This window comes from Segatella cerevisiae (assembly GCF_024054555.1).
Classification (GTDB): Bacteria; Bacteroidota; Bacteroidia; order Bacteroidales; family Bacteroidaceae; genus Prevotella; species Prevotella cerevisiae.
In genome coordinates this window covers 1-22537 of sequence record NZ_JAMXLY010000032.1, presented here as the reverse complement: position 1 = coordinate 22537, position 22537 = coordinate 1, and the positions used below count along the sequence as shown (strand labels likewise).

18 protein-coding genes and 1 pseudogene are annotated in these 22537 nt (G+C 42.9%); 11 read left to right on the top strand and 8 right to left on the bottom strand.

Annotated features, from left to right (window positions below; translation table 11 throughout):
• Positions 1–56: 56 nt before the first annotated feature.
• Together rpe and NG821_RS08660 are read right to left on the bottom strand one after the other, a co-directional pair.
• On the bottom strand, positions 57–719 hold the full coding sequence (gene rpe, locus NG821_RS08665) for a ribulose-phosphate 3-epimerase (protein WP_252761272.1): 663 nt from the start codon (positions 717–719) through the stop codon (positions 57–59).
• A 26-nt stretch (positions 720–745) separates the two neighbouring features.
• On the bottom strand, positions 746–898 hold the full coding sequence (locus NG821_RS08660; protein WP_252761273.1) for a hypothetical protein: 153 nt from the start codon (positions 896–898) through the stop codon (positions 746–748).
• A gap of 571 nt (positions 899–1469) precedes the next feature.
• Between NG821_RS08660 and trpD the strand changes: the two genes are divergently transcribed.
• The 11 genes from trpD to NG821_RS08605 all read left to right on the top strand — a co-directional run bounded on the left by trpD (position 1470) and on the right by NG821_RS08605 (position 13375).
• Positions 1470–2474: an anthranilate phosphoribosyltransferase gene (gene trpD, locus NG821_RS08655; RefSeq protein ID WP_252761261.1), complete on the top strand. Its 1005-nt coding sequence runs from the start codon at positions 1470–1472 to the stop codon at positions 2472–2474.
• Between the two features lie 107 nt (positions 2475–2581).
• Positions 2582–3406, top strand: a complete 825-nt coding sequence (trpC, locus tag NG821_RS08650; protein ID WP_252761260.1) for an indole-3-glycerol phosphate synthase TrpC — start codon at positions 2582–2584, stop codon at positions 3404–3406.
• Positions 3407–3503: 97 nt separating this feature from the next.
• A complete protein-coding gene (locus NG821_RS08645; protein ID WP_252761259.1) occupies positions 3504–4160 on the top strand; it encodes a phosphoribosylanthranilate isomerase in 657 nt (218 codons plus the stop codon).
• Positions 4161–4242: 82 nt separating this feature from the next.
• Positions 4243–5019 (top strand): tryptophan synthase subunit alpha, encoded by a 777-nt coding sequence (gene trpA, locus NG821_RS08640; RefSeq protein WP_252761258.1) that lies wholly within the window; start codon positions 4243–4245, stop codon positions 5017–5019.
• Between the two features lie 88 nt (positions 5020–5107).
• Entirely contained in the window at positions 5108–6313 is a 1206-nt protein-coding gene (gene trpB, locus NG821_RS08635; RefSeq protein WP_252761257.1) for a tryptophan synthase subunit beta, read from the top strand.
• A 33-nt stretch (positions 6314–6346) separates the two neighbouring features.
• The gene (locus NG821_RS08630; RefSeq protein WP_252761256.1) at positions 6347–7834 is read left to right on the top strand and encodes an anthranilate synthase component I family protein; all 1488 of its coding nucleotides are present in this window, start codon (positions 6347–6349) and stop codon (positions 7832–7834) included.
• 87 nt (positions 7835–7921) lie between these two features.
• Positions 7922–8485: an anthranilate synthase component II gene (locus NG821_RS08625; protein WP_252761255.1), complete on the top strand. Its 564-nt coding sequence runs from the start codon at positions 7922–7924 to the stop codon at positions 8483–8485.
• Positions 8486–8915: 430 nt separating this feature from the next.
• On the top strand, positions 8916–9380 hold the full coding sequence (locus tag NG821_RS08620) for an HU family DNA-binding protein (RefSeq protein WP_252761254.1): 465 nt from the start codon (positions 8916–8918) through the stop codon (positions 9378–9380).
• A gap of 410 nt (positions 9381–9790) precedes the next feature.
• Complete coding sequence (locus NG821_RS08615) at positions 9791–10369, top strand: L-threonylcarbamoyladenylate synthase (RefSeq protein ID WP_252761253.1); 579 nt, start codon at positions 9791–9793, stop codon at positions 10367–10369.
• Positions 10370–10476: 107 nt separating this feature from the next.
• On the top strand, positions 10477–11439 hold the full coding sequence (gene fmt / locus NG821_RS08610) for a methionyl-tRNA formyltransferase (protein WP_252761252.1): 963 nt from the start codon (positions 10477–10479) through the stop codon (positions 11437–11439).
• A 130-nt stretch (positions 11440–11569) separates the two neighbouring features.
• Complete coding sequence (locus tag NG821_RS08605) at positions 11570–13375, top strand: chloride channel protein (RefSeq protein WP_252761251.1); 1806 nt, start codon at positions 11570–11572, stop codon at positions 13373–13375.
• A gap of 299 nt (positions 13376–13674) precedes the next feature.
• On the opposite strand, the gene NG821_RS08600 is transcribed toward NG821_RS08605, so the two are convergent.
• The 6 genes and pseudogenes from NG821_RS08600 to NG821_RS08575 all read right to left on the bottom strand — a co-directional run bounded on the left by NG821_RS08600 (position 13675) and on the right by NG821_RS08575 (position 22049).
• A complete protein-coding gene (locus NG821_RS08600) occupies positions 13675–14580 on the bottom strand; it encodes a hypothetical protein (RefSeq protein ID WP_252761250.1) in 906 nt (301 codons plus the stop codon).
• Positions 14581–14688: 108 nt separating this feature from the next.
• On the bottom strand, positions 14689–16062 hold the full coding sequence (locus NG821_RS08595) for an MBOAT family O-acyltransferase (protein WP_252761249.1): 1374 nt from the start codon (positions 16060–16062) through the stop codon (positions 14689–14691).
• 15 nt (positions 16063–16077) lie between these two features.
• Positions 16078–16320, bottom strand: a complete 243-nt coding sequence (locus NG821_RS08590) for an acyl carrier protein (protein ID WP_252761248.1) — start codon at positions 16318–16320, stop codon at positions 16078–16080.
• A 12-nt stretch (positions 16321–16332) separates the two neighbouring features.
• Positions 16333–17778 (bottom strand): AMP-binding protein, encoded by a 1446-nt coding sequence (locus tag NG821_RS08585; RefSeq protein ID WP_252761247.1) that lies wholly within the window; start codon positions 17776–17778, stop codon positions 16333–16335.
• A gap of 527 nt (positions 17779–18305) precedes the next feature.
• A complete protein-coding gene (locus tag NG821_RS08580) occupies positions 18306–20573 on the bottom strand; it encodes a TonB-dependent receptor domain-containing protein (RefSeq protein WP_252761246.1) in 2268 nt (755 codons plus the stop codon).
• Between the two features lie 862 nt (positions 20574–21435).
• A pseudogene (locus NG821_RS08575) lies at positions 21436–22049 on the bottom strand (DJ-1/PfpI family protein).
• Positions 22050–22537: the final 488 nt, after the last annotated feature.

Below are 22537 nucleotides of genomic sequence, written 5' to 3'. Positions count from 1 at the left end.
CGGTTTTGGGATTCGTGTTGAATCCATATCGGAAAGTCTATTGCTGATATATCTTTTTACAGGGTCGCTCCGAGAGTCTTTAACTCATGGATGGTCTGAAGCGGGTTCGGACTTTTGAAAATATAACTCCCGCTGACCAGAATATTCGTTCCGGCATTGACCAGTCGGGGAGCCGTTGCAGCTGATACGCCGCCGTCCACTTCGATGAGCGCCTGACTGCCTGAAGCACTGATCAGGTGCTTGATACGTACCACTTTTTTGATGGTATTCTCAATGAATTTCTGACCTCCGAATCCCGGATTCACCCCCATTAACAGTACCATATCCACATCTCCGATAATGTCTTCGAGCATGCACACCGGTGTAGACGGGTTCAGGGTGACTCCTGCCTTCATGCCGGCATCATGGATTTGCTGAATGGCACGGTGGAGATGTGTACATGCCTCATAGTGGATGTTCATCATCATTGCCCCCGCATCTGCTGTTTGGTGGATATAACGTTCTGGGTGCACGATCATGAGGTGTGCGTCAAGGGGTTTCTTGCAGATCGTGCTGATCGCTTGGATGATGGGGAAACCGAAACTGATATTGGGTACGAAGACTCCATCCATAACGTCTAAATGCAGCCAGTCAGCTTCGCTCTGATTGATCATTTCTATTTCTCCTTTCAGGTCGAGGAAATTCGCAGAGAGGAGTGAGGGGGATACCATCGTTTTCATTTTGCTCTTGGAAATAGTTCGTTCGTTCAGTTCAGGCATATTACTTCTTTTCTGCCGTTCAGACTGATCACTTGATAAGTGTAGGCGATCTGCCTGATCAGATTGAGCGTCCTTTCCGAAGGATGAAGTGACTTGCAGGCGATCTGTTCCTTATCCATGTTATGTATAGGATTCTTCATAAGCATTCCTTTATTCATGTTATATAGTATTTTAACGCACATACGAGTATATTATTACACTAAAAGGAAGATTCCACATGGTTTGATCAGAAATAATCACAGATATTGACGCTTTTGTGTATGTGTAAATGTCAATGGCGTTTTTCTTATATAATAAGGTGAATGTAACTTTAACCTTTGCCAGAATGAAAAAATATATATTTATCAGTAATTTTTCTTTCAAATTGTTGGTTATTTAAATTTAAAGTGATATATTTGCAGATGTGAAATGAAGAAATTGTCCTCGAACAACTCTGACAATGTTTGTCAAGTGGGAGGATGGTCATATATCAAGAAAAATAAATGAAGAATATCGTCGTTTTAGCATGGTGGTGGCGTAACTCAAGATTAAATCAGTCGTGAGTCGAGCAGCCGTGTAGATATCTTCAAAGAAATAAAGGCCTGTCGTTCTTGCGACAGGCCTTTTTTCTTTTCATGCTTATTCGGTGAGTAAGATCCGGGATGGGCTATCGGAGTGTAGACAAGGGAACGGAATAAAAATATTAATCACATAATAAAGGAGAACAGAACTATGGAAATGAAGAACATTCTGGCAAAAATGCTGAATCATGAAGAGTTGACCCGTGAAGAGACGAAGAACATCATCATCGGGATTACCAAGGAAGCTTATCCTGAAGCTCAGATCGCTGCTTTGCTGACAGCACTGCAGATGCGTGGCGTAAGCGTGGACGAGTTGCTCGGCTTCCGTGACGGTATCCTGGCTACAGGGGTACCTGTAAAACTTGATAGTGACCGCTATGTGGATGTCGTGGGTACAGGTGGGGATCAAAAGAATACTTTCAACATTTCCACTACTTCTTGTTTCGTGATTGCCGGTGCCGGCTATAAAGTTGCCAAGCATGGCAATTTTGCTGCTACTTCCGTGAGTGGCGCGTCTAATGTCATCAAGAATCATGGCATCGTCTTTACTGCGGATAATGCCAAACTCAACCGGAGTTTGGAAGGGTCTAATATCGTCTATCTTCATGCCCAACTCTTTGCGAAGGCTATGAAGTTTGTTGGTCCGTTGAGAAAAGCACTTCAGTTTCCGACTGTTTTCAATCTGCTCGGTCCGTTGGTCAATCCCAGTCGTCCGAAGTGTCAGGTCTTGGGTGTAGCTAACCTGAATCAGATGAGACTTTACCAACAGGTCTATCAGAAGTTGGGCATCGATTTCGCCATTGTCAACAGTATTGATAAATATGACGAGATCAGTTTGACCGGTGACTTCAAGGTGGCTACAAACAACTATGAAAAAGTTTTCAAACCTGCAGATTTCGGGTTTGAGTTGACCAAACCTGAAGAACTGGTGGCTGGTGCTACTCAGGAAGAGGCTGCCCGCATATTTGACAATGTGTTGGAAAACAAGGCCTTGCCCGGACAGAAGAATGTCGTCATGATCAATGCTGCCTTTGGCATCCAAACTATGGAGAAGGGGAAGAAGAGTATCCCCGAATGTATTGAGATCGCCCGCGACAGCATCGACAGTGGCAAGGCTCTCGCTGCCTTCCGGAAATTTAAGGAACTTAATCAATGACATCAGTTGAAGGCATCGCCGGTATTATCCTGACTGTAAATTCTGAATCGGAATAAGACCGTGCAATGGCTTTTGGAAATGTTTTTCCTGACTTTAAAACTTGAGAAATGGCGGATATATTAGAAGAAATAGTGGCTCATAAGCGCTTGGAGGTGGATGAATTCAAACAAATCATCACTCCTGAGAACCTTTACAATATGGTCGAACAGAAGATGCAGGATCTGGAAAAGTTTGCTTCACCTGTCTGTTCCATGCGCAAGGCCTTGATGGCATCCGACACTGGCATTATCAGTGAATTCAAGCGGAAGTCTCCCAGTAAGGGTTGGATCCATCGGGATGCGAAACCGTCAGAGGTGACCATTGCCTATCAGGAGAATGGTGCTGCGGCGCTGAGCATCCTGACAGACATGAAGTATTTCGGAGGTGATGATGAGTTTATCCGGCAGGCGAGGGCTGTGGGAGTGACGATCCCGATCTTGTATAAGAATTTCATCATAGATGAATACCAACTCTTTCAGGCCCGGTTGTGCGGAGCTTCTGCTGTCCTGCTTATTGCAGCAGATCTGACGAAAGAGGAATGCCGGGGTTTGTTGCACAAGGCTCATGAACTGGGATTGGAAGTCCTATTGGAGATGCATCAGGAACGTGACTTCGACTATGTCGACTTGGAACCTGACATGTATGGGATCAACAACCGTCATCTTGGGACGTTCCATACGAATGTGAAAAGCAGCATAAAACTCGTCAGTCGTCTGCCTGAGCAGGTTTGTAAGGTCAGTGAAAGTGGCATTCATGATGCCAAGACTGTAGAGCGCCTCCGTCAGGTCGGTTTCAACGGCTTTCTGATGGGTGAGTATTTCATGAAAGAGGCTGAGCCGGGGAAGGCTTTGGCTGACTTCATCGCTCAGTGCAGGGCAAGGCAGGCTCGCTGACTTGACTCTGGAAGGGCATTTGATCTGCTCCTGTTTCCTGTCGGTCTTATGCTCGTAGGAAATGGTCGGTATAACTGATACGAAAAATGATAACAGCATGAAAATAAAGGTCTGTGGCTTGCGTGACGTTGCAAATATCCGTGCGGTATCTCAACTGGATATTGACTTGATGGGATTCATTTTTTTCCCTAAAAGTCCTAGGTATGTCTTGGCTAATCCGAATTTCCCAAAGCTTTCCAAAGGGGATACTGCGGGGGATGGAAAACCTGAGAGAGTGGGGGTGTTTGTCGATGAGATGCCTCAGAAGATGATCAGGGCTATTTACGATTATGGCTTGACAGCCATCCAGTTGCACGGTCAGGAGTCTCGCGTGTTGTGTGAGAATCTGAGGAAAACTCTTGACCCTGATATTTGTCCGGGCATCAAACTCATCAAGGCAATTTCTGTCAAGGAACCGGCTGACGTTGATCGGTATAAGGTTTATGAGGGAGCGGTGGACTATTTTCTCTTTGATACCAAATGCAACTCTGCAGGTGGCAGCGGCAGACATTTTGACTGGTCTGTCTTGGATGGCTATGATGGAGATACGCCCTTCCTGCTCAGCGGTGGGATAGGTCCTGAAGATGCCGCGCGTGTCAGGTCTTTCCATCATCCGAAGTTTGCCGGTATCGATTTGAACAGTCGCTTTGAGATCTCTCCCGCCCTGAAAGATATTGATAAGTTGCAGACTTTTATAGAGCAGGTCCGGAGTTGAGTTCTAAAGGGACAGGTTGCAGCGGGATAAGGGACTGCACTTGAGGAATATGAAAACGAATAAAAATATTAATCTAGGAAATATGAACAAAATCAATGAATTGTTTCGAAATCGGGGAGACCGTAAATTACTCTCTTTGTATTTCTGTGCCGGTTGTCCGAAGTTGGAGATGACCGGAAAGGTCATCCTGACCTTGCAAAAACGGGGGATAGATATGATCGAGGTCGGGATTCCTTTCAGTGATCCTCTCGCTGACGGCCCTGTCATCCAGTCTGCCGGAACAGTTGCCCTCAAGAATGGAATGACACTGAAAAAACTCTTCGGGCAGTTGAAGGCCATCAAGGATCAGGTGAATATTCCACTTGTCCTGATGGGGTATCTGAATGTCATCATGCACTATGGTTTCGAAAACTTCTTCAAGAGTTGTGTGGAATGTGGCGTCAGTGGCTGCATTATCCCTGATTTGCCTTTTAAGGATTATCAGGAAGATGTCAAACCGATAGCCGACAGGTATGATGTCCGGGTCATCATGATGATCTCTCCGGAAACTAGCGAGGAGCGGATACACTTCATCGATGACCATACGGAAGGCTTTATATATATGGTGTCGAGTGCGAGCATCACAGGCGCTCAGAGCAATTTCGGCGATGCCAAACTGGCTTATTTCAACCGGATCAATGCGATGAATCTGAGAAACCCGCGGATGATAGGTTTTGGCATCAGCAATAAGCAGACCCTGAAGAGTGCTCAGGATAATGCCGCAGGTGCAATTATCGGTTCAAAATTCGTGAGTTTGCTCAATGAGACAGGTGATCCTGATCAGGCTATGGATCGGCTCTATGAGGCCTTGGAACATTAATTGAAATCGTTCCTGCACTTGACGATGGCGGACTTGCGTTGCTGTTGTCGTGAAAGTCGGGAGACAGAACGGATAAACAGAATTAATCATGAAGAAATATCAAGTTGACGAGAATGGCTTCTTCGGGAAGTTCGGAGGAGCGTATGTACCGGAAATCCTTTATAAATGTGTGACAGACTTGCAGAATGCTTATCGCCCGATCATGGAGAGTGAGGAGTTCAAGAGCGAGTATGAATCTCTGTTGAAAGACTATGTCGGGCGACCTTCACCTCTTTATTATGCGAAGCGCATGAGTGAGAAATATGGTTGTCGGTTGTACCTGAAGCGTGAGGACCTCAATCATACGGGTGCCCATAAGATCAATAATACGGTCGGACAGATCCTCTTGGCACGTAAGATGGGGAAGACGCGCGTGATCGCTGAGACCGGTGCCGGTCAACATGGGGTGGCCACTGCGACTGTCTGCGCCTTGATGAATATGGAGTGCGAGATATTCATGGGTCAAACTGATGTGCAGCGACAGCATACGAATGTCGAACGGATGAGGATGCTGGGTGCCCGCGTACATCCCGTCACAACAGGCAACATGACTTTGAGCGATGCTTGCTCTGCCGCTATTCGTGACTGGTGCTGTCATCCTGAAAATACTTATTATCTTGTAGGGTCTACTATGGGGCCGCATCCTTATCCTGATATCGTGGCGAAAATGCAAAGTGTGATCAGCCAAGAACTTAAATGGCAGTTGAAGGAGAAGATCGGTCGTGACTATCCTGACTATCTGATAGCTTGTATAGGAGGCGGGTCGAACGCTGCCGGCACCATTTACCATTATATCGATGATGACCGTGTGAAAATCGTGCTCGCTGAAGCCGGAGGAAAAGGTGTGGATACGCCTTATACCGCAGCGACGATCCATTGCGGAACTGAGGGAATCATTCATGGCGCACGGACTCTTGTCATGCAGACTGACGACGGTCAGATCGAACAGGCTTTCACCATCAGCGCAGGACTGGATTACCCGGGCATAGGACCTATGCATGCTGACTTGGCGAGAAAGGGCAGGGAGAAAGTGCTTGCCATCAATGATGATGAGGCGATTTATGCCGGTTATGAACTGACTCGTCTCGAGGGTATCATCCCGGCTATCGAGAGTGCTCATGCCTTGGCAACACTGAAGAAACTGACATTCAAACCTGAGGATGTCGTCGTACTGACGGTGAGCGGCCGTGGCGACAAGGATGTCGAGACGTACCTGAAAAACAAGGCAATGGCTAAAGAATATGGAAAATTCTAAAGTTAACAGTACCGTATATTAAATATTTCGAAGATGAAGAATTATCATTATCATACCGCGACCCATACGATCCTGGCAGACCTCTATACACCGGTAGCCGTGTATATGCGTTTGCGGGACCTTTATCCTCAGTCGGCTCTCATGGAAAGTTCTGACTATCATGGCAAGGAAAACAGCCGGTCCTTTATAGGTATTCACCCGATTGCCAGCATCGCTGTCAGCCATGGAAAAATAGAGATGTCTTTCCCTGACGGCTCTAAGGAGGTCAGGAGTGTGCCGGGATACGATGGACCTGAACCTGAGGATATGGTGCGGCAGGCAGCTGAAAATGCCAGACAACTGAAAGATCTGCCCAAGGAGACGATAGCGAAGGCTTTCAGTGACTTCCTCAGTTGTTTTAAGGTTGAGGGTGAGGGCAGCCATTACTGTGGCGTATACGGCTATACCTCTTTCAATGCGGTACGTTATTTCGAGAATATCCCGGTCAAGGATACGACCATGAAAAAGAATGATGCCCCTGACATCCTTTATATCTTCTATGAGAATATCGTCGTCTTTGACCATTTCAATAATCAGATGGAGGTCATCGCTCTTCTGCCGGACGGGGCTTCTTCGGATGAGGGGAAGAGTCGTATAACTGATCTGATGCGTAACATCAACAAGGATACCGTAAAACCTTATGACTTCCATCCCGTGGGGGAGAGTTTCAGTACTCTGACCGATGAGCAGCATAAGGCGAATATCCGGCGCTGTGTGGCGCATTGCCTGAGGGGGGATGTGTTTCAGATCGTCATTTCCCGCCGCTTCTGCCAGAAGTATGAGGGGGATGACTTCAAACTCTATCGGGCTTTGAGGTCAATCAACCCTTCACCTTATCTGTTCTATTTTGATTTCGGGGGATTCCGCATTTTCGGTTCTTCTCCTGAGACGCATAATAGGGTCGATGGGAAGAGGGCTTACATCGATCCGATCGCAGGTACGACGAAGCGCACCGGTGATGAGGAGCAGGATCGTAAGGCTGCTGAATTTCTGAGGACTGATCCTAAGGAAAACGCAGAGCATGTGATGCTGGTTGACTTGGCGAGGAACGATCTGTCCAGAAATTGCCATGATGTGAAAGTGGATTTCTACAAGAACCTGCAGTTCTATAGCCATGTCATTCACTTGGGAAGCCGGGTGAGCGGCATACTTAATGACGGTGCAAATCCTATTCGGGAATTTTTTGATACTTTCCCTGCAGGCACGCTCAGTGGGGCGCCTAAAGTACGTGCCATGCAACTGATCAGTGAGTTGGAGCCTCATAATCGTGGGGCTTATGGAGGCTGTATCGGTTATATCGGACTCAACGGTGACCTGAACCAGGCTATTGTCATCCGGACGTTCATCAGCCGCAATAATGAACTTTGGTTCCAGGCTGGCAGTGGGGTCGTGGCTAAGAGCAATGATGAATACGAACTCAATGAGAGTAATAATAAACTTGCTGCGCTGGTCAAGGCAATCCACATCGCAGAAAAATTATAAAGGATTGGTTTCTTCGAGAGGCAGACTCTTCTTTGCCTGCTCTTCTGATGTAACCTTATGCCATAAACTTTTTTATTCGTTTTAAAGATGAAAGTTGTTATTATTGATAATTATGATTCCTTTACCTATAATCTTGCCCACTTGGTGAAGGAACTCGGGGCTGAATGTACGGTATGGCGTAATGATCAGTTCGAACTTGATCAACTTGCTCCTTTTGATAAGATCATCCTCAGTCCGGGTCCCGGTATTCCTTCTGAGGCGGGATTGCTTTTGAAGGTCATCACTACTTATGCCGGAAAGAAACCGATATTGGGTGTCTGTCTTGGACATCAGGCCATAGCTGAGGCTTTCGGAGGCAAACTTACTAATCTTAAAGAGGTCTATCATGGGGTGGCTACGCCTTGCAACTTGTTCGGCAATGATCCGATCTTCGCAGGATTACCTGATAAAATTGACGTGGGACGCTATCACAGTTGGGTGGTCGACCGTCATGGCTTTCCTGACTGTCTCGAGATAACGGCGCAGAGTGATGACGGAAACATTATGGGACTGAAGCATAAATCTTATGACATCCATGGTATCCAGTTTCACCCTGAGAGTGTACTCACCCCGAAGGGGAAAGTGATCATGAAGAATTGGCTTGATCTCTGAATGACCTGTGATGGGTGTCCTGCGAAGCCGTATTTGGATTCGCCAACTGCCGGTCTGTGGTTTCCACCTCTTTATTAGCAGACCATTGGGAACGGGACACGAGGTGTTGCACGATCTTCCTGATATTTGTCGTTTAAAAAAATAGGTGTTCCCTTAGGACTTCCCCCGCTCAGGGCTGGAAGTCTTTTTTGTTTGTATCCGTGTATCTTTAGTTCTTGCTTACGAACTATAATGCGGACTACAAAAGGACTATAAAAGAACTATAATAGGAAAAGTTGACAAGGCTTTTGTCTTGCTTTATCTTTGCGGTTGTCTAAGGAAGAAAGGATTCAGAAAAGACCGGTCCCTATTCTGATAACCGGTATTCCTCAAACAAAGCCGATAGTGCACTGGCAAATTCATCTATTGTTAAACTTTTAATTTTTCTATTATGCCAATTACTTACAAACTTATTCAAATTAAAAACGACAAAATCCCTTCTATGAACGGCAAATGGTACGCCCGTGCCGTTGTAAACGGAATCTTGAAGACGAGTGACTTGGCCAGCAAGATCCAGGAACGTTGTACCGTTACAACTCCGGATATCTTGGCAGTGGTCTCCGCTCTTGTCTCTGAAATCCGCGAGGGGTTGTTGGCAGGTATGCAAGTCAATATTGAAAGTCTCGGAACGTTCAGGATAGGCCTCAAATGCAGGAGTGTCCTCGAAGCAAAGGATTTTTCCATCCAAAAAGATTTACAGTCTGCTCATGTGATCTTCAACCCGATATGGACGGTCAACAACAAGAAGCATATCAATACGATGCTGACTGGTTGCAAGTTCCAAGAGATGGGAAATTATGATAAACCTGTCAAGGAGACTGATCAACCTGCAGCTCAAACTCAACCGGCTGCATAAAGTGCAGACTTTGGTACGACCGGCAATCGCAGTTTGCCTTCTGCCGATCTGCTAATTCATTTTAAACATTTAAAAAACTAATACTATGGTGCAAGTTACTGAACTGAAATTAATCTTGAAAATTGTGATGACTATTGTTTCTTCCATTTTGGGTGTTCTGGCTGAAACTGAGAATATCAAGAAATAGTCAGGTACTCATACCGGAAATGAAGAAATAATGACTTGATGGTTACGGGAGTCAGGAGATGATCATTCGATCATTCCTGACTCCTGTTTCTGTATATACCGCTTCCTCTTTTAACTTTTGTACAGAAAACAAAAGACGTCTTAAAATTTTGAGTTTCCCGAAAAATCAATTATCTTTGTGCAAACTATTTTAGAATTTAACGAAGGTATTACTTTAAAATAAGATGAAACAGGAAGAAGATATTAAGAATGCGGTAGAATGTATGCGAAAAGGCGGTGTAATCCTTTACCCGACAGATACGGTCTGGGGAATAGGCTGCGACGCGACGAATCCTGAGGCTGTTGCCAAGGTCTATGCCATCAAGCATAGGGACGACTCCAAAGCTTTGATCTGTCTGGTAGACAGTGATAACAGATTACAGCGTTATATCAGGAATATACCTGATGTGGCTTGGCAACTTTTCGACACTATAGCACAAGGGGATAAACCGACTACCGTCATTCTTGATAATGCCGTTAACCTGGCTTCAAATCTGATCGCTGAAGACGGTTCTATCGCTATGCGGATAACAAAGGAACCGTTCTCTCACGCCCTTTGCTATAGGATGGAGAAACCGGTCGTCAGTACCAGTGCCAATATCAGCGGACAACCTGCAGCTGCCAATTATAGTGATATTGATCCTGAACTCCTCAAAGCAGTAGATTATGTCTGCGAGAGCCGCCGGCAGGAGCATAAGCCTCATACGCCCAGCAGCATCATCAAGTTGGCTAAGGACGGTACTGTCAGCATCATCAGAAAATAAACCTTTGGATGGGATATTCAGCATCAGGAATCGTGGGGTTTACTCCGCCCATGATGCTGGATCAAATTCTGGATAATCATATATTTATATAGAAGATAGGGTAGGAAATGGATAAAAGTGACTTGCGTATAGTCTTTATGGGGACACCGGATTTTGCAGTGGGGACCTTGAAAAGACTTGTTGAAGAAAATTACCCGGTGGTGGCTGTCATCACGAGACCTGACCGACCGGTGGGACGGCATCAGGACCGCCTGCAGGCACCGCCTGTGAAAATCTTTGCACAAGCTCATCATATTCCTGTCCTGCAACCTGAAAAGATGAAGGACCCCGATTTTCTGCAGGAGTTGGCTACTTTTAAGGCTAACCTGCAGATCGTCGTCGCTTTCCGGATGCTGCCGGAGGTGGTCTGGGCAATGCCGGAGTATGGCACTTTCAATGTGCATGCCGCCCTCCTTCCCCAATATCGGGGGGCTGCTCCGATCAATTGGGCAGTGATTAATGGAGAAACGGAGACTGGCGTTACGACTTTCTTCATTGACAAGGAGATCGATACGGGCAGGATCATTCTTCAGAAACATTTCCCTATCGGCATTGATGATGATGTGGAGACTGTCTATGACGGACTCGAGAAACTGGGTGCTGAGGCAGCACTTGAAACGGTTGAAAAGATATTGAAAGGTAACGGGAAGGCTGAAAGCATTGCACAGGATGAACTGGCTGAGACTACGGGTCCTCTGAAACCTGCACCGAAGATCCATAAGGAGATGTGCAGGATCAATTGGCAGCAGTCTGCCAAGAGCATCCATGATTTTGTGCGCGGACTCTCGCCGGTACCGGGTGCCTGGACAACTGTTGAAGATAAAATACTGAAGATTTACAAGACCAAACTCACGGACCGTGATGCTAAAGGGGAACAACCTGGAAATATGATGGTCGATGGCAGACAACTCTTCGTTGCCGGTAATGATAACTGGCTGGAAATACTGGAACTGCAGCCTGCAGGCAAACGGCGAATGACTTCCGTGGATTTCATCAATGGCAGTCATGGCCTTCCCGAAGCAGCGAGATAGTCCTGTTTGGGATTTGCATGGCGGTGGCGATGTGAGCGTGTTTTCAAGATAATGTATCTCATTTTTTAATAGTATACTCTCTTCAGAGGAAATTTCTATATATTTGTGTTTTGAAATAATCATGTAATCAATGGTGGTGAAGCAAGTTTTACAGCCGAGGGCACTCTTGGAGCGCCTTTTAATATGGATCCAACAGCACTTGTCTGACCGGCAGATGATGCTGGTTCTTTCCTTCCTGGTGGGTTTCCTGGCTTCTGTCGCTGCTTTTGTATTGCATTGGATCATCGGACACATCCAACTTCTTCTGACTAATGGCTTCCGTATGGGGAGCCCCAACTGGCTTTATCTTATTTTCCCGATTATCGGGACATCGTTGACGGCATTGTTCGTCAAATATGTGGTCAAGGATAATATTTCTCATGGTATTACCCGTGTCTTGTATGCCATTGCCACCAAGCGGTCCAGACTGAGGTCGCACAACTGCTGGACAAGTGTGATCGCTTCCAGCATTACGATTGGTTTTGGAGGTTCTGTAGGGGCGGAGGCTCCGATTGTCTTGACCGGCTCGGCTATCGGATCCAATCTGGGCAGACTTTTCAAGCGGGACAGCAAGACGCTCATGGTCCTTGTAGGTTGTGGCGCTTCTGCTGGTATCGCAGCCATCTTCAAGGCTCCTATCGCAGGACTTGTCTTCACGTTGGAGATACTGATGGTGGATCTGACGATGGCTTCCCTTTTACCGATCCTGATTTCCTGTGTCACGGCGACAGTATTTTCCTATATCTTTATAGGGCAGAAACCTCTGTTCGATTTCGTTTTGTCTTCAGCTTGGGGCGTAGACCGCATTCCTTCCTCTATTCTCTTAGGGGTATGCTGTGGACTCTTGAGTCTTTATTTCATCCGGTCATTGGGATTCTGTGAAAGGATATTTTCAAAACTCGCTGATTATCCTTTGGCTAAACTGATCTTGGGCGGGGTGTTGCTGAGTGGACTGATCTTTTTCTTTCCTTCACTTTACGGGGAAGGATATTCGGCAGTCAACATCCTCTTAAGCGGACATTCGCTGGCCGACTGGAGTCAGGTGATGAATGGGAGTGTTTTCGCAGGTCATCAGAATCTGATGCTGCTCTATGTCGCCTTGGTCGTCATCAGCAAGACCTTTGCGACTTCCGCTACGAATGGTTCCGGAGGTTGTGGTGGAACTTTTGCCCCGGCCTTGTTCGTGGGTGGCTTCGGCGGTTTCTTGTTCTCCCATTTCTGGAATATGGAGCAGTTTGGAGTCTATGCTCCTGAAAACAACTATACCTTATTGGGTATGGCAGGGGTCATGACGGGTGTCATGCACGCTCCTCTGACAGGTATTTTCCTGATTGCGGAACTGACTAAAGGGTATGATCTGTTCATGCCTTTGATGATCGTTTGCATCAGCAGTTATTTGACGACGAATATTTTTGAAACGAACAGTATATACGCACTTCGACTTGCCCGGGAAGGGAAACTCCTGACTCATCATACTGACCAGTCTGCCTTGACTCTGATGAATATGAACGAGTTGATCGAGAAAGACTATCATCCCATAAGTCCGGATTTGTCTATGGGACAACTTGTCCAGGCCATCAGCAGGAGCAATAACAATTTCATTCCTGTACTTGACGAAGGAGGAAAACTCCTGGGTGTCATTGACATCACGAGAATACGCCACATTATTTTCAGGACCGAACTTTATGAGAAATTTACGGTCAAGCAATTAATGATCCAGCCTAGTGCCCGTCTGCTGTATAATGAGTCAATGCGGGAGGTCATGAAAGAGTTTGACGCTACTGATGCTGCCCAACTCCCTGTGGTAGATGTCAATAACCGGTTGATCGGCTATATCAGCAGAACGAAAATGCTGGCTGATTACAGGCAAGTGATTGCGGATTTAAGTTCTGAATAATCGATTTCGGCCAGGGGCTATATCAAGAGATCATAGTTTCAATTGAAACTATGGAATCCGAATGGAAATAATGATACCAGCATGAGCTCGGTGAAATGGGATTTATCTCAGCCAGAGAATTAGCTTGTAGAAAAGTTTACAACAGAAAAGTTGTAAATGGCACTATGAAATTACGGGAAGAAGTAATTATTATTCCAGAAAGATCAGCTCCTTTGCAGTATACCGTATATCAATATACACTCCATTGGGAGAGTTAAGTACGGACTGGATTAATTCCGCCAATGGAGATGATGGTGTTTCTACCTATAAATGATTTTCAAGATCTTCTTTCCTAATTCCACCCGATAATGGGCAGGATCATAAAAATTGTGTACATCGTGCATCCAAGAATAATGTCTACTAGAAAAATCATAGACGACGCGGGGTCCGAAAATTGTATTTAGTCTCATCACGTCTTTGGAATTCATGATTGTTTTATTGAACTCTGGACTGATAATGATCTTCAAGTCGGTATGGTGGTATTGACAAATGCTTTTTATCTCTTTGAGCTCTGCTATCTCTAAAGAAGAAAGAGTTCGTGGCTGTACATTCCATGAATAGGACTTATCCAGTGCTTCCTGCCAATATTTTTGTTGCCAGTAACGATTGCCCTTTTCCGTAATCATCTGCTCCTGAGGCAGGACCGCATCATTGTTGTATTTTTCATGAGTCGGAATATTCATATTGATAATACCATTCATTGCCTTTGAGAACTTCTTTGTAAAGAGATACATCGTATAATGAATAAAGAATTTAGGTGTAAAAAAACCTTGCAAAAAAGTTGTTTGATACGTAATCGTACTTTTATGACTCACCTCCGGTGGCATGATATGCATGAAATCCTCCTTACTGTCGGCATTAATGAAGGTTGAAGGTTCTACCACCAGCAGTAGATGTCTGATAGGCTGATGACATTGATGGTTGAGCGCTTCCAGTTTCATGCAGATACCCCCCAAGTCTTCAGTATTGGCAAACATTCGGAAGGGGTGTCCATGGACATACTGATTCCAAACTGATGACGGGAAAGCCTTAGTACATGAATTGCCCATGATAAAGGAATCATAGTGCATCCGGTTACGATACATCTTGTATTTCATCCATGAAACGGCACCTTCATTTTGACATACTTTGCAATGGTCATAGTCATGATGAGGACGAAGTACCATAAACGGATCTTTCCAAATATAAAAAGCCAGCAACAAAATGAAAGGTAATGCTAAAAGCAAGCATTTTAAATAAAAAGTATATAGCCTTTTCTGTTTCATCTTATTTTATTAGAATTGGATATAAATAAAATTTTCTACCCCGAAGGAACCGAACAGGAAAATAGTCAATACAAATCCTAGGTAAAGTACCCATCTGCAAGGCGTATTCAATTTTTCTGTCCACAAAATCAGACTATGACGAGAATTGAGATATTCCAAAACCAGCATTGCAACTGTGGCTACTCCAAAAACGTTCCAGTAAAAATCCGTCATTCCAAGCCTCAACTCTTTAATATTTGTCTGAAAACCACTAAAGAGATGAGAATAGGTATAGAATACATCATTGAGTTTTTCCACCCGGAAGAAGAGTAGTGATAAAGCAAAGAGTAGGTATGTCCGGAGAATCATCACCAACTTCCATGCCTTTTGTCCTATAATCTTCTTTACTTTTTTCCGCCCATTCTTTGTTGCCGTCTCATATATGATGACTATCCCCTGGAAGAGTCCGTAAAGAGCAAAGGTCCAGCCCGCTCCGTGCCAAACACCAATGGCAATAAAAGTAATCAGCAGAGACAAATATACTCCCCACTTTTTGTACCTCCTCAAGGAAGCATCCAAGGGGGTAAAAACATAATCACGCACCCAAAAAGAAAGTGTCATGTGCCAGCGACGCCATAACTCTCCTGTAGATTGGGAAACAAAAGGACGATTGAAGTTAGGTCTGAACCGGAAACCCATCATCCTGCCCAAACCAATAGCCATAGCAGTATACCCGGCAAAGTCGGCATAAAGTTGTATCGGATAAAGGAATGTCGCTGTCAGAAGCTGCATTCCGGAAGCATTTCTCACATGATCCAGAACCGTATTCAAAGAAGGGGCTATTCGGTCTGCAATCACTAATTTGAGAAACACACCCCACGCAACAAGTTTTAATCCTCTCGTTACCTGTTGGTAGTTGAATTTCTTTGCTGCTTTCAATTGGGGTAATATGTCAAAGCCGCGTTCTATAGGTCCGGAAAGGAATTTCATGAATAACATCATGTACAAGGTGAAATCCCAAAAATCGTCTTCCGGTTTTTCCGACTCCCAATAGATTTCTATCAGATAGGATAGAGCCTGAAAAGTATAAAAAGAAATACCCAATGGGAACAGGGGTGACCAATAGCGTGCCACGAGCCAGAAGCCAACTAGAATAACGACACTGGACCAAAGAATCACTGTTGCTTTCGATGTATCCAGAAATCTAGAGATGGTTTTGCCGGACCAAAAAGTAAAAATAGTAATTCCTGCAGAGACAATAAGATAAGATAAATGGTAGTAACCGATAAAAGCGAAACTCGCAAGAAGGAGAATAACATGTTGCCACCTCTTGTCTTTCTTCATGTAATAAAAGACAAAGGTTAGTGTCATACATATCACAAACGGGATCGAAAGAAATTCCATGATGACTGGCTGTATTTATTTTGTCCGTTTTAAGATGACATCACACATGTCTCCGACTGTTTTTATACGGATAATATCTCTCATTTTCAGATGAAAGTGAAACTGTTTTTCAATTTCTGCAATGATGATCATATTGTTTAAGGAGTCCCACTCGTCAATATCATCTGTGGACATGTTCTCTGTCAAACAGAGATTCGGTTTCTTTAGTACTTTGACAAAAATTCCATTCAATGTTTTCAGTACTTCCTGTCTTTCCATGTTATTTGTATTTTAAATTTTGTTTTTTATCACTTCTCTAATTGCTTTCCTGTCAATTTTGTTATTCACATTTTGAGGGAATTGCTTGATAAAGAAAATTCTCTGGGGAATCATATAAGCCGGAAGGAATAGCCGGAGGTAAGATTCCAAAGATTCTGAGTTTTCCTCATCTCCCTCTACAATCAGATAGAGGGTTATCAATCCTTGTCCGTTCTTTAATGCGACAACGACGACATTCCGCTCGCCTCTGTAAAACATTCGGGCCCTGTTCTCTATTTCTCCCAATTCCACACGGAAACCTTGTATTTTCACTTGTGAATCTTTCCTGCCTTCATAGAGAATATCTCCTTCCTTATCTGTTTTACAGATATCTCCGGTTTTATACCATCTTGTGCCATCCTTTTGGAAAAAAGCCAACTGATTATTCTTTTCATTGTGCCAGTATCCTGGGGTCAACTGGGTACCGGAGAGGCATAGTTCTCCACTTTCACCCACACCCAGAAAACGGTTATCTTCATCTATAATCGCAGTATGAGAGTTTTTCATAGCCTGTCCGATACTTACTGTACCGTTAACATTCTTCGGATTAGTCGTATTATTTATTGGATAGGCGGTACAGTAAATTGTGTTTTCTGTAGGCCCGTATACGTTCCATATTCGACTTCTAGGAACAGATACGCTCCAATCTTTTACGTCTTCTCCAGGCAATGCCTCTCCACAAAAAAGACAATCGTGCATTTCTTTGTCAGACAACTCTTTCATGTATGGTCGAAGATAATGTATGACAGAAGGAACCATCAAGGCTTCTGTCAACTGGTATTCATCCATCAGGCGAAATACTTCTTGGTATTTTACACTTCCTAAGGGGACCGTATAAATGCAGGCTCCATGAAGCAATGCCGGAAGATAGCTGCCGACAGAAAGATCAAAGGTGAGGTCAAACATCTGAAGGCAACGGTCCTGGTTAGACAACTCTACTCCCAAATGATCAAAGGCGTCGACAAATGCTGCTAAATTCCCAAAAGTTACAGGAACGCCTTTAGGAATGCCTGTACTGCCGGAAGTAAACAAAATATATGCGGGACGAGACTCCCATGTAATCTGGGGCGGAGAAAACAATTCATCACTATCCGGTAAAGAAGGGGTATTGACTTCTCTGACTTGAAAAGATAATTTAGAATCAGTAGGGTTCAAAACTGTCCTAATATCTACTTGACGGATAATGTTAGCTAGTCTTTCTTCTGGTTGTAAAGGATGTAGAGGTACATAGCACCTTCCTTCCATCCATAATGCAATGATAGATGCATAAGTATCTAAATCATCGTAGGCCATTAAACCGAAATATTGTTCTGGAATCAAGCGGATGACCTTTCTTATTGCATTAGCTCTTTGCTTCAGATGAAAGTATGAATAAATACGGTCTCCTATACAAAAAGCTGATCGGTCTCCATTTTCCATGAAGTTTTTGTGCAGGGTAAGTATTATCTTTTCAAGAAACATAATATAGGTACTATTATATATAAATATTCTTTTAACATGTAAGTTCGATGAAATGTAATTGCTTAAAGATTTGACGATCTGTAAAAGTCATATCGACTTAAAGGTATTGAAAATCGAAGCTTATAAACAACAATTTCGATGATATCAGGGCTCAAAGTTACTGAAATATTTGTATTAAGGATAAATTTATGTAAGTTTTTTTATTCCATAATGGAAAAATTAACAATGAATTCTGAAAAAAGTACAACATCATCATGCTCATCTTTCCTCGACTTGGCACGTATTTCATGGAAATCGGGATAAAAATAGATCCTCAAAAGGAAAACCATAGCTCTCATATTATTATGAAAGCTATGGTGTAAATGTATTTAGTGTGGACAAGCAATAAATTGAGTATTACTAGTTCAGAAGCAGGGGTTAATTCTTTTAGTATTTCATTGATCGTCAGAATATATCATGTTGTCTGTACATCCGGAAACTCTTCATTATAGTCGGTTTTTATCTTCTAGGCCGGCTCCCGTTCCCTTATATTTACTCTTTGTCGTATTGATTTTATATCTGATGGTTAACATGAGTTGACGACTATCGGCTTTTTTCCAATTAGATATATTCCGGTCTCCATAAATTAACCTGTTAACGGTTTTGTATGAATTGAAGATGTCTTTGGCTTGGAGATTTAACGTGAGTCTGTCTTTCAGGAGGGACTTATATATCCCAACATTCACTCCACCTTCTGAATCCCATCTAATGGCTGTGGAATGCCCCCCCGTTTGATAGTCCATGTCTATATTTAACATATAATCCTTCGGTAACTGGAAAATATTGTTAAACGTCAAGAACATTATGGGATGATCATATTCTGTTGTAGTATGGTCTTCTTTTATATGGAAAAATTGCTTGCGGACTCCAAAGTCAAACATGGGTTGCCACCACGCTAGCTTCGGTGATAAGGTCACACCTGCATATATCGATTGGTAATGGGGGATATTCCTGAAAGAAAAAACCGTTATGTTGGAACTCTTCTCATAAGGTTTGACATACTGATAGAAGCTGTCATGGTAGTATGTCCAATTGCCATTGAAATGTATCCAATGATATGTGATGTTAAATTCTGCTGTGTGTGTTTGGCAGGGTTGAAGCAGGGGATTGCCCCCTTGATAGGTATAGCGGTCATTATATTGCACGTTACTGCTCAGCATGTCATATGTAGGTCTGCTGACTTTTACGGTATAAGCAAAATCAACATCAACATGTTTTATCGGGAAGTCTATGGAAACATTAGGAAACAAGTTGTTGTATTTCCTGCTCTGTTCGGCCTTATAGACATTATGATCGTAATATTTAAAGGAAACATGCTCGAATCTCAAACCAGCATCCAGTCTGACTTTATTGATATTCATTTCAAAAGAAGAAAACCCTGCCATGTTCCATTCTGTCGTTCTGCTGTTATTGTCATCAGGCAATAAATTGTTGTTCCCGTTTACAGTGTAGTCGCTGTTTCTTGAGATTCTGGTAAATTCACTGCCTACATCAAGTTTCCCTATCCATACAGGCGTTGATGCTACGATTTTTGTAGCATATAACCGGCTTTTGTTATCATTATTAGTTTTCACCGTACGGTTGTCTTGGTGGAGTTGCTCCGTTTCAAAGGATTTTTGTACATTATCAGTCTTTGTGAAATATAATTCGCCGTTCCAGTCTATCTGTACTTTGCCTGTCAATCCACTGTAGTAGGCTGTGATATCATGGTCAGGCAATGCTTTAAACTTAGTCGTGAAATTGTCTTTCAATAGTTCTGTCTGTTCTTCTGCAATCTTTACATTCGACAGGGATTCCCACCATCCTCTGTTGACGAAAGGTATGTCAAGAGTGTAAGTCGCCCCTATGGAATGGTTTTCTCCAAAATCGTAGTTAAAACCGACAACTCCATTGCCATAGTTGCTTTTTGATTTGATATTGAGATCAGTGTTAAGCAAAAGGGCCTTCCCATCTTGGACCATCTGATGGTTAGTCTGCTTCTGCTTGCTGTTTGTCTGAGAGTAATACAGTGTGCCGAACAGATCCAATCCTCCCTTTCTGTAATTCCAGTCGAGTTGTTCTTCATGAAAGAATTTATTGGCAAGGCCGAATACTTGCCGGTAGTCGATGCCGAAGCCGTCTCCGCTCTTGGATAATGTCTTGATCTTTAAGACGGCATGCGCAGAAGCATCATATTCTGCTCCGGGGTTGGATACTAATGTCACATCTTTGATGTCACCGGAACTTAACCTATCCAGTTCTTTCAAGTCCCTCACTTTTTTCCCATTCAGATAGATCAGAGGAGTGCCCTTGCCGAATACTTCATACCCATTGTCAGTTTTCCTCAAACCGGGGACAAACTTTAATACGTCTTCGGCTGTACCGACTTTTCCAAGCATTGTTCCCGACACATTAGTCACCAGTCCGCCATCGGTCATTTTATATGTAGGCGTGTTTCCTTTTACTGTAATTTCTTTTAATGTCGTTGCATCTTCTTGTAATACAATGTTGCCAATGTTTCCGATTGTCTGGGTGATAAAGCGGTTTTTGTAGCCTATGCAGGAGATTCGGAGTATTCCTGTTTTTGTCGTGACATTATTGATAGTGAAAATACCATCCTCTCCACTTACCGTACCCGTTACAAAGGTACTGTCGGAAGACAACAGTACGATATTTGCAAAAGGGATAGCTGTACCTTTAGTGTTCGTTATTTTTCCTTTAATCTCTTGTCCCAAACATACTAAAGGAAAGAGCAATAAAAGAATAACGATGAATCTTCCTTTTGAAAGTGACAAGATGCTTGATGATTTACTCCGAATCATATTTTGTTATAATAAATGGAATTCCTTAATTAATAGTGCGGATAGAATTATTCTCTAAATGGAAAATCCTTTGTCTTTTCTCAATGGTTAGACTAACCAAGAAAACTTGCTGACCCTATTATCAATTTGTAATAGTGATGACAAAGGTAGAAATAAAACTTATAAAATAAATGTTTTTTACAAACAATATCTTCAGATTAACATTGCTTTGTCTGATATTATAGCATTTCTATATAATAATAGTTTCCGTAAAACATGATAAGGTATGGGATAATCGTATTTTATTTGAAAGGTTTGTCTACTATGGCTTCTTACAGGATTAGTCCTGCATTTGTGTTCGTCGGACGGTTAATAAAATAAGGTCCTTTTTGAGAATTCGTCGGACTTACATCGTTTAAGATAATAAATTAGGGTAAGCTAGATGAAATGTAATTGCTTAAAGATTTGATGATCTGTAAAAGTCATATCGACTTAAAGGTATTGAAAATCGAAGCTTACAAACAATAATTTCTATGATATCAGGGTTCAAAGTTACTGAAATATTTGTATTAAGGATAATTCCTATAGTTTTTTATTCCATAATGTGAAATATAACGATGAATGTCAAAGAAAGCGCAACTTTCATTATGCTTGTCTTTCCTCAACTTGACAAACGTTTCATGGAAATCGGGATAAAAATATGTTCTCAAAAAGAAAACCATGGCTCCCATATTATTATGAAAGCCATGGCATAAATTTATTTAGTGGATATTAGTGATATGCCTTATCTGAAAGCTCATTTTATTTGCTTCATAAATTCACAAAAACCTAATTTCATGAATTGGAAATAAGCTGAAATATTTTCGATAGTATCAACCTTTAATAGACGCATCAGTTCTACAGCAAATTCCAGCGAAGCCGTGCCGTTAGCTGTTACTATCCCTTTATCGCTCACAGCCTGTATATTCTGATACCCGGCTTCATTAGTATAGTTCTTTCCGCCCCAGCGTTTCAACTCTTCCAATCCATTGCCGGTATGCTTGATATTATTCAGGAAACCATTTTGTGCAAGAAAAGAAGCCGCATTGCAAATAGCTCCAACTATGATTCCTTTTGATAGAGCATGTCCGACAATAGGAATAACTTTCTTTGCCTCTTCTGAGTCCCAACCGAATCCTCCGATTAAAATCAATGCGGTATAATCAGTCGGTATTGTGCTGAAAGTATAGTCTGGTTTGGTATAAATCCTCCTACAGAACGTACAAGATCCATTGTTGGAGCTACCACTTTATTGATGTATAAAGGTTTTTTCTTTAAACCAGCCCGACCACAATTAATACTTCCCGAAATGTACGCAGGTTCATAATCAGCATATTCGTTAAGTAAAACAAATAGAATTTCATTCTTCATATTTAAATGATCTTTATATGTTGCGAAGGTACTGTGGTATTCCCCAATCTTCGGCATTGTTTAACGTTGATTACAAAATATATTTCTTTTTTATAGAGTCCGCCTTGAGGTGAGTGTCGTCTTGCAAGGCTTCTGAGGGATGTCAGGCGGGTTGAGTATATTTCTATTGGATACCTCCGTAAACAACGGCGTTGTTTGTTATAATTGTGATTTATCGTAAACTCATTCGGAGAGATCACTGTTATGATTTCTTTTAGAATTAGGTCTACATTCGTATTCGAAGAACGATTAACAAATTTAATCAGGGTATCAAAAAAACTTGCAGAAATTATCTGTAATACAAAATATTTCTGTAACTTTGTGTCTTAGCCTGGAAAAAGTTGACTTAAAGAAGTTAAATTTAAATCAGGAAAGAGATGAAAAAATATTACGAATTTACGGAAGCAGAGCAACGGTCAGTACTGAAGGATTACTACGAAGGCTGTATG